The 13,213-nt window shown below is 63.7% G+C and carries 14 protein-coding genes; 1 reads left to right on the top strand and 13 read right to left on the bottom strand.

Annotated elements, in window-relative coordinates; translation table 11 throughout:
- Position 1 precedes the first annotated feature (1 nt).
- From LOZ74_RS11620 to LOZ74_RS11600, 5 genes are read right to left on the bottom strand one after another with little or no spacing between them, the layout of a single operon-like run.
- Positions 2-280 (bottom strand): K+/H+ antiporter subunit F, encoded by a 279-nt coding sequence (locus LOZ74_RS11620; RefSeq protein ID WP_230280731.1) that lies wholly within the window; start codon positions 278-280, stop codon positions 2-4.
- Positions 277-768 carry a Na+/H+ antiporter subunit E gene (locus LOZ74_RS11615; protein ID WP_230291340.1) on the bottom strand — a complete coding sequence of 164 codons (492 nt, stop codon included), beginning with the start codon at positions 766-768 and terminating at the stop codon, positions 277-279. Before LOZ74_RS11615 ends, LOZ74_RS11620 begins: the two co-directional genes overlap by 4 nt.
- Entirely contained in the window at positions 765-2,294 is a 1,530-nt protein-coding gene (locus tag LOZ74_RS11610; RefSeq protein WP_230291339.1) for a monovalent cation/H+ antiporter subunit D, read from the bottom strand. The genes LOZ74_RS11615 and LOZ74_RS11610 overlap by 4 nt, the downstream gene beginning before the upstream one ends.
- Complete coding sequence (locus LOZ74_RS11605) at positions 2,294-2,650, bottom strand: Na+/H+ antiporter subunit C (protein ID WP_370638096.1); 357 nt, start codon at positions 2,648-2,650, stop codon at positions 2,294-2,296. The genes LOZ74_RS11610 and LOZ74_RS11605 overlap by 1 nt, the downstream gene beginning before the upstream one ends.
- A gap of 2 nt (positions 2,651-2,652) precedes the next feature.
- Entirely contained in the window at positions 2,653-5,541 is a 2,889-nt protein-coding gene (locus tag LOZ74_RS11600) for a monovalent cation/H+ antiporter subunit A (protein WP_230291338.1), read from the bottom strand.
- 491 nt (positions 5,542-6,032) lie between these two features.
- Between LOZ74_RS11600 and LOZ74_RS11595 the strand changes: the two genes are divergently transcribed.
- Complete coding sequence (locus LOZ74_RS11595) at positions 6,033-6,182, top strand: hypothetical protein (protein WP_230291337.1); 150 nt, start codon at positions 6,033-6,035, stop codon at positions 6,180-6,182.
- Between the two features lie 132 nt (positions 6,183-6,314).
- On the opposite strand, the gene LOZ74_RS11590 is transcribed toward LOZ74_RS11595, so the two are convergent.
- The 8 genes from LOZ74_RS11590 to LOZ74_RS11555 all read right to left on the bottom strand — a co-directional run bounded on the left by LOZ74_RS11590 (position 6,315) and on the right by LOZ74_RS11555 (position 13,089).
- A complete protein-coding gene (locus LOZ74_RS11590) occupies positions 6,315-7,382 on the bottom strand; it encodes a phytase (protein ID WP_230291336.1) in 1,068 nt (355 codons plus the stop codon).
- 29 nt (positions 7,383-7,411) lie between these two features.
- A complete protein-coding gene (locus tag LOZ74_RS11585) occupies positions 7,412-10,297 on the bottom strand; it encodes a TonB-dependent receptor (protein WP_230291335.1) in 2,886 nt (961 codons plus the stop codon).
- A gap of 179 nt (positions 10,298-10,476) precedes the next feature.
- Positions 10,477-11,277: an NUDIX domain-containing protein gene (locus LOZ74_RS11580; protein WP_230291334.1), complete on the bottom strand. Its 801-nt coding sequence runs from the start codon at positions 11,275-11,277 to the stop codon at positions 10,477-10,479.
- A 14-nt stretch (positions 11,278-11,291) separates the two neighbouring features.
- Positions 11,292-11,621 carry a Grx4 family monothiol glutaredoxin gene (gene grxD / locus LOZ74_RS11575; protein ID WP_230280740.1) on the bottom strand — a complete coding sequence of 110 codons (330 nt, stop codon included), beginning with the start codon at positions 11,619-11,621 and terminating at the stop codon, positions 11,292-11,294.
- A gap of 36 nt (positions 11,622-11,657) precedes the next feature.
- Positions 11,658-11,891 (bottom strand): BolA family protein, encoded by a 234-nt coding sequence (locus tag LOZ74_RS11570; RefSeq protein ID WP_230291333.1) that lies wholly within the window; start codon positions 11,889-11,891, stop codon positions 11,658-11,660.
- Positions 11,892-11,897: 6 nt separating this feature from the next.
- The gene (locus tag LOZ74_RS11565) at positions 11,898-12,221 is read right to left on the bottom strand and encodes a DUF1476 domain-containing protein (protein ID WP_230280742.1); all 324 of its coding nucleotides are present in this window, start codon (positions 12,219-12,221) and stop codon (positions 11,898-11,900) included.
- Between the two features lie 44 nt (positions 12,222-12,265).
- Positions 12,266-12,868, bottom strand: a complete 603-nt coding sequence (leuD, locus tag LOZ74_RS11560; protein WP_230291332.1) for a 3-isopropylmalate dehydratase small subunit — start codon at positions 12,866-12,868, stop codon at positions 12,266-12,268.
- 50 nt (positions 12,869-12,918) lie between these two features.
- The gene (locus tag LOZ74_RS11555; RefSeq protein ID WP_230280744.1) at positions 12,919-13,089 is read right to left on the bottom strand and encodes an isopropylmalate isomerase; all 171 of its coding nucleotides are present in this window, start codon (positions 13,087-13,089) and stop codon (positions 12,919-12,921) included.
- Between the last annotated feature and the right edge of the window lie 124 nt (positions 13,090-13,213).

Here is a 13,213-nt window from a genome sequence, read left to right as displayed (position 1 = left end):
TTTACTCCACGATATCGCCGCGCAGCAGGAACTTGGCATAGGCCACCGTTCCCACGAAACCGACCATGGCGAACAGCAGGGCGGATTCGAAATACATGGTCGTGCCTTCCCTGATCCCGAACAGCACGATCAATGCGATGGCATTGATGACCATGGTGTCGAGCGCGAGGATGCGATCCCCCCGCGTCGGCCCCGCGAACAGGCGCCACACATTCAGCAGGATCGCAAGGCCGATCATGAAATAGCCGGCCAGAATGGCGTAATGGATGATCGGGCTCATCGGAAAATCCTTTTCAACCGGCTTTCGTAACGCGCCTTGATCTTGGCAATCTCTGCCTCGGGATCGCTGGCGTCCAGCGCGTGGACCAGCAATGCGTGGCCATCGGCGGACACATCGGCCGAAACCGTGCCCGGCGTCAGGCTGATGGTGCCCGCCAGCGTGGTAATCGCCTCGGGCTTGCGAATGTCGAGCGGGATGACCAGCCAGCAACTGTTGAGATCGCGGTTGCGGCGGAACAGGATCAGCCAGGCCACCTGAAAATTGGCGACCACGATGTCCCAAATGACCAGCGCGACATAGCCTGCCAGCGGCCAGCCCAGATTTATCAGCGGCTTGTCCCGCCAATAGGGCGCGGTGAACAGCGGCACGAAGAACCCGACCAGCAGCGCCATCACGACCGTCCCGGCCGAGATATCGTTGACCAGCAGCACCCAGACCAGCACCAGCAACCCGCTGAGCGCAGGGTGGGGGAACAAGCGGCGCATCATCGGCTGCCCTCCTGTTTCGGGGCATCGGGCTGGTCGACCAGAACCGCCTCGATATAATTGCCCACGGCGAAGATCTGCGCGCTTGTCGCCTGTGCGTTGCGGGTGACGGGACCGGCAAACACGGTCAGGGCGGCCAGCAGGGCGATCAGCACGAATGCGGGCGCGCTGGCCAACAGGCCGTCGCGGGGCGGCAATGCCTCTTCCCCGTTGCGCGACTTCCAGAACAGGATGCTGCCCGCGCGGGCAAGGCCGAGGATGGCGATAAAGGTCCCGCCCAGTATCGCGGCCCAGATCCACCATGCGAAACGCGCATCGGCACTGGCCGACAGGATCAGCAGCTTGCCGATAAAGCCCGACAGCGGCGGCAGGCCGGCCAGCGCGATCGCCGCCAGCATGAACATCGCGCCATATTGCCCCATGCGCGCAAAGGGCCGTTCGGGCACCAGCGCGTCGTCCACCTCGCCCCGCGCGCGGGCGACCAGATCGGCGACAAGGAACATCAACGCGCCCGACAGCACCGAATGCGGCAGGTAATACAGCGCCGCCGCCACGCTGGCCGGTTCGAACAGCGATACCGCCGCGAGCAGCGTGCCGGTCGATCCGATCACGCCAAAGGCCGCCATCAGACGCATGTTCCGGGCCGCCAGCACGCCGACAAAGCCCGCCAGAATGGTCAGCAGCGATGCGGGCAGCATCCAGCCCGACGGCGCAAAGGCCACCGCGCCCGCATCCGCGCCAAAGATCAGCACGGTGGTGCGCAGGATCGAATAGACGCCCACCTTGGTCAGAATCGCGAACAGCGCCGCGACCGGCGCGGAGGTATTGGAATAGGCGCGCGGCAGCCATAATTGCAGCGGCAGCAAGGCGGCCTTCAGCGCAAAGACCACGATCATGATCTGCGCCCCCATGCGGATCAGCGGCTGGTCTCCCGCGGGCGCCAGTGCGATGCGCATGCCCATATCGGCCATGTTGAGCGTGCCCGTCATGCCGTAAAGAATACCCAGCGCGATCAGGAACAGGGTCGACCCGACAAGGTTCACCACCACATATTGCACGCCCGCCTGCAGCCGCGCCGCGCCCTGACCGTGCAGGATCAGCCCATAGCTGGCGATCAGCAGCACTTCGAAAAACACGAACAGGTTGAACAGGTCGCCCGTCAGGAATGCGCCGTTCAGGCCCAGCAACTGGAACTGGAACATCGGGTGGAAATGCCAGCCGCGCCGGTCAAGCTGCGTCACCACCGCATGCACCAGCACGCAGAGCGCCAGCACATTGGTCAGCAGCACCATCATGGTCGACAACCGGTCCAGCACCAGCACGATACCGAACGGTGCTGGCCAGTCGCCCAGCCGGTAGACGCGGATCACCCCGTCCGAAGCCTCGGCAAACAGGGCGATGGCCACGGCCAGCAGCGCGGCAGAGGACGCCAGCGACAATATCGCCGCCAGCCGCGTCGTGCGGACCACGCGGATCAGCGTGATCGCGGCGATCATCGCGGGCAACAGGATGGGAACGATGGTCAGCATCAGTGATTGGCCTCGCCATCGGTCAGGTCGATATCCTCGGGCGTGCCGTCGACATGGTCGGTGCCGCTTTCCAGAAAGCTGCGCAGCGCAAGCACCACGACCAGCGCGGTCATGCCGAACGAAATGACGATCGCCGTCAGCACCAGCGCCTGTGGCAACGGATCGGTATAGTCCGCGCCCTTGGCATAGATCGGCGGCTTGTCCACCACCAGACGGCCCACCGAAAACAGGAAGGCATTGATCGCATAGGACAGCATGGCGATGCCCAGCACCACCGGAAAGGTGCGCCCGCGAAGGCACAGATAGATGCCCGCCGCCGTCAGCACGCCGATGGCGCTGGCGACAAGGAATTCCACGCTCATTGCGAAGCCTCCGCTGCCGTGTCCTCTTCCCTGCTGGGATCGATGTCCATCGCATGGTCGGAATGCTCGACCTCTGCCCGCCGGGTCGCATTGGCCAGCTGCGCCAGCGCCAGCATCACCGCGCCCACCACCGTCAGTGCGACGCCGGTATCGAACAGCATGGCGGTGGCCAGCTCGATCTCTCCCACCAGCGGGATATGGAAATAGCCATAGGAACTGGTCAGGAACGGCTTGCCGAATGCCAGCGCGCCCGCGCCCGTCGCCGCCGCGGTCAGCACGCCCACCGCGATCAGCGCGTGCCGTTCGGTGCGCCGCCGTTCCTCTGCCCATTCAAAGCCCGATGCCATATACTGGATCAGCATCGCGATGGAAAAGACCAGCCCCGCGATGAACCCGCCGCCCGGCATGTTGTGGCCGCGCAGGAAGATATAGATGCCCACCACGATCGCCATGGGCAGGATCACGCGGCCCGCGACCACCAGCATCATCGGATGGCGTTCGGGTGACCGGACGATGCCATCCATCAGCGCCAGCAGACGCCGCCCCGATTCCCCGCGCACTGCCGGCTGCAACAGCGCGAAGATCGCCAGCGCCGCAATGCCCAGCACGATAATCTCGCCAAAAGTGTCGAAACCGCGGAAATCGACCAGAATGACATTGACCACATTGGTGCCGCCGCCGCCGCTTTTCGCCATGGCCCAGTGATAGGCGGAAATCGTCTCGCCCTGCGGGCGCGTCATGATCGCCCATGCGGCCCAGCCGACGCCTGCGCCGCCCATGATGCCCAGCAATCCGTCGCGGATATGCCGCGCGGTCGAACTGCTGGTCGGCGGATTGCGCGGCAACAGATGCAGCGCCAGCAGCAGCAGCAGGATCGTCACCGTCTCCACCGAAATCTGCGTCAGCGCCAGATCGGGGGCGGACAGGAAGATAAAGCCCAAAGAGACGACAAGGCCGATCACGCTGATATAGACGAGGGCCAAAAACCGCTGCCGCTGTGACAAGACGACCGCGCCCGTGCCTGCCAGCAGTGCCAGCCACGCAAGGATGGCGACCGGCGGCGCGGGCATGGTCGGCCGCCCGCCCGACGCGAAACCGCCCGCAAGATGGCTGCCCAGCGACATCCCCTCAATCCCCAGCACCAGCGCAAAGGCGAACAGCACGAACAGGGTGCGCTGCAACGATCCGTTGTGAAAGCCATAGGAAATGACGCGCGCCGCATGGACCGCGCCGTGGATGCCGCGATCGAACATGTCCTTGGCCACCGGCACCGGCAGCGCGTTCCACACGCGGTCCAGCGCGCCATAGCGCCACAGCATGATCAGGCCGCCCGCGACCGCGATCCCGCTCATCAACAGGGCAGGGGTCAGCCCGTGCCACAGCGACAGGTGGAATTCGGGCAATGCAACGATCCGGTCCGGACCGCCGATCACCGCGCCCGCCACCGCCTCGACCAGATGCTGCGCCATCAGCGCGGGCAGCAGGCCGATCAGCACGACCAGCACCACCAGCACCGCGGGCGGACCCCACAGGCCGATGCCCGGATCGTGCGGCGGCTTGGGATAATCGTCGCGCTTCGGCCCGAAATAGACATGGGCGATAAAGCGGAAGGAATAGGCCGCCGACAGCAGCGCGGCGATGGTCGCCACCACCGGCACCAGCCAGCCCGTGCCTGCCCATGCGGTATGCGCCGCTTCCTCCAGCATCATTTCCTTGGACAGAAAGCCGTTGAAGGGCGGTATCCCCGCCATCGACAGGGCCGCGATCGTGCCCAAAGTCGCGGTCACAGGCATCAGCGCGGCCAGCCCGCCCAGCCGCCGCGCGTCGCGGGTGCCGACCTCGTGATCGACGATGCCCGCGTTCATGAACAGCGCGGCCTTGAACGTCGCATGGTTCAGGATGTGGAACACGCCCGCCACGGCGGCCAGCTTCGTTCCAAAGCCGAACAGCATCGTCAACAGGCCCAGATGGCTGACCGTGGAATAGGCGAGCAGCCCTTTCAGATCGTTCTTGAACAGCGCGACGCCCGCGCCGACCAGCATAGTGACCAGCCCCGTGGTGGCGACCAGATAGAACCACAATTCGGTGCCCGACAGCACCGGCCACAGCCGCGCCATCAGGAACACGCCCGCCTTTACCATGGTGGCGCTGTGCAGATAGGCGCTGACCGGCGTGGGCGCGGCCATCGCGTGGGGCAGCCAGAAATGGAACGGGAACTGCGCCGACTTGGTGAAACAGCCCAGCAGGATCAGCACTAGCGCCACGGGATACAGCGGCGATGCCTGAATGACATCCCGGGCGAGCAACATCTGCGTCAGATCATACGATCCCGCGATCCGGCCCAGCAGCACCAGACCCGCGATCAGCGCAAGCCCGCCGCCGCCCGTTACCGCCAGCGCCATGCGCGCGCCTTGCCGCCCTTCGGCCAGATGGCCCCAGAAACCGATCAGCAGGAACGAAGACAGGCTGGTCATTTCCCAGAACACCAGCAGCATCAGGACATTGTCGGACAGAACGATGCCCAGCATCGCGCCCTGAAACAGCATCAGGAAGGTCAGGAATTTGGCCGAACTGTCCGATGCGGACAGGTAGCTGGCCGCATAGATCACGATCAGCAGCCCGATGCCCAATATCAGTCCCGCGAACATCAAGCCCAGCGGGTCCATGAAATAATGGGCGTTAAGGCCGATGGCGGGCACCCAGTCGATCCGTGTGGTCACCACCTGTCCCGCCAGCACGGCGGGAGCCTTGACCAGCACCAGCGCCAGCGCGGTCAGGGTGAACAGCCCCGCGATGATCGCGTGCATGATCCGGGGCGCCCGGGCTGCCAGACCGATGGCGATGGCGCCAAGGAACGGCAGGGCGGAAATGAGCAGCAAGTCCAAAGGGAACTCCGGCTATCGAACGTCTGGCCTGTGCGGGCCGCCGGAACGGCCCCGTCTGATGCCCGCAGGGCAGGCTTGCCCCGCGTAAAAAGGCGCAGCAGCGATACAACATCGACAGCCTATGTCCATGGCTGGTCCGGGGAAAACCGTGGGATCAGGCGAATTCGTCCTGCGGCGGGCTGCGGTCGGCGCACAGGCGCCGGGCGCACATCGCCGAACATCGGGGGCGCATCGGGATAAGGGGAGCGATTCGGGCGATTCTTGCCGTTAACCCTGATTTCCCGCTGTCCCGGCGCGGGATAGAGATTTTTTCGAGAAAAATATTAACGCAGGGATTAACTCTGTTGCGCCGCCGAAATCGGGCATTCCCCGGCATCGGGCCGTCATGCAGCGGGTTCACGGGGATAGTTAACCGGTTCGACACGGGAACCGACCTGTGACCTTAGGGGTTTCTAGCGACAAGACACAATCTGCATGAGGTAACCCGAGCCATGTATACGCCCAGCTACCGCACGAGTTCGCCCGACCGTTGGACTCTGCCGCGCCCTTATTCCGATGCTTCACAGCGCTTTATGAAGTTCGGCGCATTGCAGCCGATGCACGAACCGACGCTGTGGCAGAAGCTGTTCCGCGTCAACTGATCGCGGACAGGCGCGCGGCCCCGCCGCCGCGCAACGCCGTTTACAAAGTTTAACGGCCAGCACCCTTTTCGGGCGCTGGCCGTTTGCACGTTAAGGTTTCGCAAACTGCGAAGAGGGGCTGTTTTCGGCCCCTTATTCGCCTCTCAGCGCCGCGATCAGCGCGTCGCCGCGCACCAGCTTGAAGTTCTGGGTCGCATTGCCGTCGGCATCGGGGCCGTTGTCCCCGTCCTGCGCGATGAAAATGCCGTCGGGGAAGGCGGGGCCGAAATCGCCCGCGGCGAATTCGATGCCGTCGGTTTCCGACGTGCCGTCGATCTGCGCGCCATCGGCGATCCGCACACGGCCGACATATTGCATCGAGGGGAGGGCGAAGGCCACATAGGCATTGTCCCCCTGGCCCGATGCCAGCAGATAGCCCGCATCCTCGCCCATCGGCGCGATCGCCAGCCCTTCGACATCGGGCACCATCGCGGTACCGTCTGCCACCGCGACAAGTTCGCCCGCCGGTGCGTCCTGCGCCAGGTCGAAACGGTGGATGCCCGCCGCTTCCTCGCCCACATACAGCATGTTGGTGCGGCCATCGACGACGCAGCCCTCGCTCTGGCTGGGGATGTCGAACACGCGGCTGGATAACACGGTCGGCGCCGCGACCGTGCCGCCGATCACGGCCTCGATCACGGGGCCTTCCTTGGTCACGATATAGGCGCGGGCCAGTTGCCCTTCTTCATTGGTGTGCGCCATGCAAAAGCCATAGGCTTCGCCCGTGCCGACCGACAGGCGCGCGCCCCTGGTCAGCTTGCCGTCGGTCGCCAGCGTGAAAAAGGCGATGGCGGGCTTGACCCCGTCGGTCCGGTCGCTGGCCGCGACCAGAACCGTGCCATCGGCCAGAGAGACCAGATCGACATTGTTGAGCAGGCCCGCCGGCACGAAATCGATGACCGTGCCATCCATCGCATAGGAATAGAGGCCGGCCTTCTTATCGGTGCCGAGCAGGATGCTCTTCGACGAATCCACCGGATTGCGCCAGATCGCCGGATCGTCGGCGGCATCGGCATTGGCAGTGCCGACCGGCACGGTCTCCACCGCGGCCCCGACATTGCCGGTGGGCCAGGGCGAAGGCGGCCAGACCTTCTCCGAAGCGCAAGCCGCCAGCAGGATGGCCGGGGCGATAATGGCCCCGACCTTGATTGCATTTTTCATGGAAATTCCCCTGTCTATATGCGGCAGGATCAGAAATTCAGGCGCGCGCCGAATTTCATCGTCCAGTTATATTCCTCATACTGGTACAGGTTCTTCTGGCCCATGTAATTGTTATAGGCGAAATATTTTGCGTTGTTGATGTTCACCCACTCGTAATACAGCTGGACGCCTTCGTTCAGGCGCAGTTTCGCGCTGAAATCCAGCTGGAAGTGATCGTCGACATAACGGTCTTCTTCCGGATCGCCGCCCACTTCGTCCAGATATTTGTCGCGATAGGTGCCCGCCAGACGCAGGCTGACGGGGCCCTTTTCATAGCCGAGCACGCCGTTGACCGTGTGCTTGGACGAAGAGGGGAGCATGATTTCGCGATAGGTGTCGATATTGTCGAGGTCGGTGAAGTCGCCGTCCGCGATCTCGCCCGTGGCGTCGGTATAGGTATAATTCGCCTGCACCAGAAAGCCCGAGAGGAAGCCCGGCAGGAAGTCCAGCGCCTGCGAGGCCGAGAGTTCGACACCCCAGACCTTGGCGCTGGGCCCGTTGAACGGGATGGTTGCCTCGTCAAAGGCGATGCCCGCGAACACGCCGGGTTCGTCGATATTCACATCGACGATATAGTTCTTGATATCCTTGTAGAATACCGCCGCGCTCAGCCCGCCATTGCTCGACATGTAATATTCGAGGCTGGCGTCGAAGTTCCACGCTTCATAGGGATCGAGGTCGGGGTTGCCGAAGCTGCCCTCGATCTCGTTCTCGTCGTTCACCTCGACTTCGAAACGCGGAGCCAGCGAACCCAGCTTGGGGCGCATCAGGCTCTTGTAACCGGCCACGCGGACCAGCAGTTCGGGCGAAACTTCGTATTTCGCGTTCAGGCTGGGCAGCCACTGGTCATAGCTTTTGCTGAATTCGACCGGAGCGACGCAGACGTAATCGTCATCCGCCTCGACACCGTCGCCAAAACCGCATTCCGCGCCCAGCGTCGAGCCTTCTTCATAGATCGTGGCGGTATTGCCGAACAGTTTGTTCTTGGTGTTCTCGTAACGGACGCCGCCGATGACCGACAGGCGGTCGGTTTCGAACTTGCCCAGCAGGTAACCGGCCAGAATATCTTCGTCGGCGCGGTAATCCTCGACCGAGGAGTCGAACATGGTGTCGATCTCGTTCAGTTCGAAGCTGTCGAAATTGGCGTCGAAATAATCGCGCGAACCGTGATAGCTGGGAACCGGATCGATGCTGGTCAGGCGATAGGTGCTGGTGCCCAGCACGTCGGCCAGCGTCATGTCGCTGTTTTCCCAGAACTCGACATTTTTGTCATAGGTCTTTTCGCGCCAGCGGCCCTTGAAGCCCGCCTGCACGCTGAACGTGCCCGCATCCATGAAGAAATCGCGGCCAAAGTCGAACTTCAGCGCATATTCCTCGTCCTGCGCGTCGGACAGGGCGGTATATTCGATCTCGTTCAGCTCATAGGATGCGGCATCGCGGAATTCGAAGCTGTTGCCCACCACGTCGAACAGGGGCACGCGCGGATCGCTGTAATCGACGGCGATGGCGACATTCTCGCCTTCGAAATCGCGGCGGAACTGGGCGGGGTCGATCGATCCGTCCTCGCGCTCGGTCGCCTTGGCATAGCTGGCCGAATATTCAGCGAACCAGCCGCTATCCAGCTCGGTCTTGCCGCCGAAGACGACGTTCCAGATGCGCTGGCGTTCGAACCGGTCCTTGACGTCGCGTTCGACGCGCAGGCGGCCTTCGTCCTCTTCCTCGTCATAGGTATCGCCCGCGGTCACGACATTGCCGTTCGCCACCGCGTCGATGCTGTCGCCGAAATCGAACGACAGGCGGCGACGGTATTCCTGATCGTCGAACTGGCTGAAGACGCCCTTCACATACAGCTCGGTCGTATCGCCAACGCGGAAATCGGCACCCAATGTGGCCGACAGGCGCTCGCGCTCGACGTCATAGTCGCGATATTCGAGTTCCTCGGCATAGGGCGTGCCGTCGACATCGGTCCAGCTGTCAGCCTCGATATTGTCGGTTTCGAACTTGCGCTTGTAATAGGATACGCCGCCCGAAATGCCGAAATCGTCGGTAATGCGCGTGGCGAAATCCAGGCTGCCCTTAGGCGTCACCTCGTTGGCGTAATCGTTATAGCTGCCTTCCAGACGCGCGCTCCACAGATCCTTTTCGCGGTCGAAGGCGCTGGTGGTCTCGATCTCGACCGAACCGCCGATGGTGTCGCCATCCATGTCGGGGGTCAGCGATTTCTTGACCGTGATCGATTCGATGATGTCGCTGCTGATCACGTCGAGCGCGACCGAACGCACATCGCTTTCGGGCGCGGGCAGGCGCACGCCGTTCAGCGAGGTCGAGTTGAGTTCGGGGTCAAGGCCGCGCACCGACACGAAGCGGCCTTCGCCCTGATCGTTCAGCACGTTGATGCCGGGCAGGCGGCGCAGCGATTCCGCCACGTTCTGGTCGGGGAACTGGCCGATGGCATCGCGGGTCAGCACGTCGGACACCGTATCGCCCGCACGCTTGCGCGACAATGCGCTGGCCTGGTTCGCCAGCTGGCCGACCACCAGGATCGAGCTGTCGGCACTGCCCAGCGCGACGGTCTGCCGGACGGTGCCGGTTTCGGGCACGGTCACGCTGATCGTTTCGGTCGGCGCGCCGACATAGGTCACTTCCAGCGTATAGGTGCCCGCGGGCACTTCGGGAAAGCGGAACGAACCGTCGCGTTCGGTCGAAACCGTGCGGCCCAGTTCAAGGATGGTGACCTGCGCGGCCTGCAGGGCGCGGGTGCCGGTCGCGTCGACGACCGAACCGTCCAGCGTGCCCGCGGCAAAGGCCTGCGGCGAAGCGATGATGGCGGAAAGCGCGCTGCCGATAACCAGCGCGGTGCGGAATTTGCGGTTCATAAAGCCCCCTGAAGGATAGCGGTTCGCAGGGGACTTGGCGCCCCTGTTGGCGCCGCTGGCTAGGGGCTGTTTGCGACGGTTACGCGACAGTTGCGTTTCAATTGCGTTACACGCGCTGCTTTTCGGTGCATAACTATTGTAACAGCGCCGCAATGCGGCATTTCGCCCGGACTATCCGCCTAACGGATACGGAAATCCACGTCGGGATAGCCATGGCCCGCGGGCACACCGGCCCAGCTTTCGCTGCCTTCGTGGCGCACCACGGGCAGGATCTCGCGCACGGGGAACTGTTCGGCACTGGCCTTCGCATCTGCAAAGCCGTGGCCCATGGCAAGCCGCATCAATGTCGCGCGCGTCGGGCCGACCATCTTGATCCGCCCCGCATCGTTGTCACCCACTAGCGTCGATGCGCGCGCCCAGAAGGCGGCGGCATTCTCGGTCCTGTCGGGGGAGACTTCGGCGCCTGCCGGTGCGCGCACGATGTAAAACCGCGCGTCGAAACGGCGGGCCAGCGTGATGCCCGCAGGCGGGCACCAGCGGGCAAAGGGCAACAGCGCACCGGCGTCGATCGCCCAGCCGCGATCGGCCAGCAACGCATCGAATGACGCGCCGTCCAGCATCTCGCGCCGGGCAGCGGCAATATGGTCACAGGCGGCGGGGCCTGTCGTTTCGTCCGGCCCTGCCAGCCCGCACAGCAGGCCGGTTTCCTCGAATGTTTCGCGGATTGCGGCAATGCGGGCGGCCGCTTCGGCAGGCGGCAGGCCCGGCGCTGCGCTGGCGGCCAGCGCATGGTCCTGCGCCTCGACCCGCCCGCCGGGAAAGGCGATCATCCCGCCCGCAAAAGCCAGTTTCTGCGCCCGTTCGACCACGAGAATCTCGTCCGGTCCGCCATCGGGGGCAGGGCGCATCGCGATCAGCGTCGCGGCGGGGATCGCATCTTTCAGCCGGTCGGCAAGGTCGGGCCTGTCGTCAAGCTCCATCGGCGGGCGGCCGTTTATTCCGCCTTTGCGCAGCCCTGTTCGGTCATCAGCTGCTGCAATTCGCCGGCTTCGAACATTTCCATCATGATGTCGCTGCCGCCCACGAATTCGCCCTTTACATAGAGCTGCGGGATCGTCGGCCATTCGGAATAGGCCTTGATGCCCTGGCGGATTTCCATGTCCTGCAGCACGTCGACCGAGCCATAGGCCACGCCGCAATGTTCAAGAATGGCGACCGCGCGGCTGGAAAACCCGCACTGGGGGAAAAGGGGCGTGCCCTTCATGAAAAGAACGACATCGTCCTTGGCGACGATATCCTGAATGCGGCTGTTGATGTCGGACATGTTCGATCCCGATAAAACTAGAATGTGTCGTGGCCCTCAGTTGGGAACCGCGGTCGTCAGTTGCAAGGCATGCAGTTCGCCGCCCATGCGCCCCCCAAGCGCATCGTAAACGGCCTTGTGCTGCTTTACCCGCGTCAACCCGGCGAAACTGGCGGATACGACATGGGCGGCATAATGATCGCCGTCGCCCGCCAGATCGCGGATCGTGACGTCCGCGTCGGGAATCGCGGCGCGGATCAGGGTCTCGATATCTTCGGCCTTCATCGCCATGGCAAATCAGCTCTCGCTCATCAGCTGGCGGCGGGCCTCGACCATTTTTTCCTCAAGCGCGGCGCGCACCATCGCATCGTCGGCATCGACGCCCGCGCTGGTCAGGTCGCCCAGCACCTTGCGGATCACGTCCTCGTCGCCCGCTTCCTCGAAATCGGCCTGCACGACCGCCTTGCGATAGGCCTCGGTCTCTACATCCGACAGGTTCATCAGCCCGGCGGCCCACTCGCCCACCAGACGGTTGCGCCGCGCGGTCACGCGGAACAGCATTTCCTCGTCCATGGCGGCCTTGGCTTCCTCGGCGCGGCGGCGGTCGTTGAAATCGGTCATCTGTCTAAGTCCCCTAAAAACCGTAATGTGATAGCCGCTTGGGCCTAGGCCGCGATGTCGCGCGGGCCGGAAAGAAAGGAAAGATCGCCCGCGGCCTTCGCCTCATACGCGGAAATCGCGTCCTGCCGCGCCATGGTCAGCCCCACCTCGTCCAGACCTTCCAGCAGGCAATGGCGGCGGAACGGATCGATTTCAAAGGTGAAACGGTCCTGAAACGGGGTGGTGACGGTGCAATGTTCCAGATCGATGGCAATCTCGTCGGTCTGGGCCACTTCCATCAGCCGGTCGACCTGTTCTTGCGGCAGCACGACGGTCAGAATGCCGTTCTTGAACGCATTGCCCGAAAAAATGTCGGAAAAGCTGGGCGCAATCACGGCGGTGATGCCCATGTCCAGCAGCGCCCATGCGGCATGTTCGCGGCTGGAGCCGCAGCCGAAATTATCGCCCGCGATCAGGATCGGCGCGCCTGCGTTGCGCGGATCGTCGAACACATTGCCGGGTTTCGCCCGCACCGTTTCGAACGCGCCTTCGCCCAGCCCCTCGCGCGTGATGGTCTTGAGCCAGCGCGCGGGGATGATCACGTCGGTATCGACGTTCTTCGCACCGAACGGGATGGCCCGCCCTTCGATCGTGTCAATCTTGTCCATGCAAAGGCCTATATGGCGAAGGGGCACGCGGCTCAACGCCGGAATGCCCTTCAATCGGTTTCGGGGTTCTCGCCTGTCGGCACGGTGGGGGCGGGCTTGCCCTTTTGTTTGGCCCGTTCCATCCGGCGCGAGGCATACATCACGGCCGCCGCCAGCGCCGCCGATCCGATGGCGGCCCCCGCCATCGCGGCCTTCGAAGTCCAGTTCTTGTCGTCGCTCATACCGTTGCTCGGTCTTTCTCTATCCGGTTCAGGCCCTCTCGGCCCCGGCCATCCGGCAGCGGGGCCAACCCTTCTGCCCTATCTGACCAGCCCCCGCCGAAAGGCAAGGGCGCGCGGGCGATTA

This window comes from Croceicoccus sp. Ery5, assembly GCF_020985325.1.
Taxonomy (GTDB): domain Bacteria; phylum Pseudomonadota; class Alphaproteobacteria; order Sphingomonadales; family Sphingomonadaceae; genus Croceicoccus.
Note: the sequence above shows the minus strand (reverse complement) of the source record. Positions and strands in the feature narration are given on the sequence as shown.

Bases quoted from the DNA above. Each gene is read 5' to 3' on its own strand.
- LOZ74_RS11620 (WP_230280731.1), bottom strand. From the start codon at position 280: ATGAGCCCGATCATCCATTACGCCATTCTGGCCGGCTATTTCATGATC.
- LOZ74_RS11615 (WP_230291340.1), bottom strand. From the start codon at position 768: ATGATGCGCCGCTTGTTCCCCCACCCTGCGCTCAGCGGGTTGCTGGTG.
- LOZ74_RS11610 (WP_230291339.1), bottom strand. From the start codon at position 2,294: ATGCTGACCATCGTTCCCATCCTGTTGCCCGCGATGATCGCCGCGATC.
- LOZ74_RS11595 (WP_230291337.1), top strand. From the start codon at position 6,033: ATGTATACGCCCAGCTACCGCACGAGTTCGCCCGACCGTTGGACTCTG.
- LOZ74_RS11590 (WP_230291336.1), bottom strand. From the start codon at position 7,382: ATGAAAAATGCAATCAAGGTCGGGGCCATTATCGCCCCGGCCATCCTG.
- LOZ74_RS11585 (WP_230291335.1), bottom strand. From the start codon at position 10,297: ATGAACCGCAAATTCCGCACCGCGCTGGTTATCGGCAGCGCGCTTTCC.
- LOZ74_RS11580 (WP_230291334.1), bottom strand. From the start codon at position 11,277: ATGGAGCTTGACGACAGGCCCGACCTTGCCGACCGGCTGAAAGATGCG.
- grxD (WP_230280740.1), bottom strand. From the start codon at position 11,621: ATGTCCGACATCAACAGCCGCATTCAGGATATCGTCGCCAAGGACGAT.
- LOZ74_RS11570 (WP_230291333.1), bottom strand. From the start codon at position 11,891: ATGGCGATGAAGGCCGAAGATATCGAGACCCTGATCCGCGCCGCGATT.
- LOZ74_RS11565 (WP_230280742.1), bottom strand. From the start codon at position 12,221: ATGACCGATTTCAACGACCGCCGCCGCGCCGAGGAAGCCAAGGCCGCC.
- leuD (WP_230291332.1), bottom strand. From the start codon at position 12,868: ATGGACAAGATTGACACGATCGAAGGGCGGGCCATCCCGTTCGGTGCG.
- LOZ74_RS11555 (WP_230280744.1), bottom strand. From the start codon at position 13,089: ATGAGCGACGACAAGAACTGGACTTCGAAGGCCGCGATGGCGGGGGCC.